This is a genomic window from Peribacillus sp. N1, assembly GCF_054600815.1.
Genome location: NZ_BAAHZO010000142.1, coordinates 1 through 231 on the forward strand (window position 1 = coordinate 1; position 231 = coordinate 231).

Consider the following 231-nt stretch of genomic DNA (forward strand, 5'->3'; position numbering starts at 1 on the left):
TTCATTAAATTGTTGGTTTTACCCATTCAGGTGGGTCCTTAGTTTTGATTTTTTGTAAAAGCCTATGATATGATGAAAAGGAAACTGAACGAGGGGGCAAAAAAATGACACATATGCATATTACAGCTTGGGATATCGGACTCATTCTTTTCTTTGTCACATATTCGATGCTTAAAGTTGAAAACCCGAAAGCTAAAATGCTACAAATGATAACACGGTTGTTCTATCTAT

General features: G+C 34.6%; 1 protein-coding gene. It reads left to right on the forward strand.

The features are described from left to right. Positions 1-113: 113 nt before the first annotated feature. Positions 114-231, forward strand: a 118-nt coding sequence (locus ACYP5M_RS26850; RefSeq protein WP_459735766.1) for a DUF1516 family protein, incomplete at its 3' end; no start/stop codon positions are given.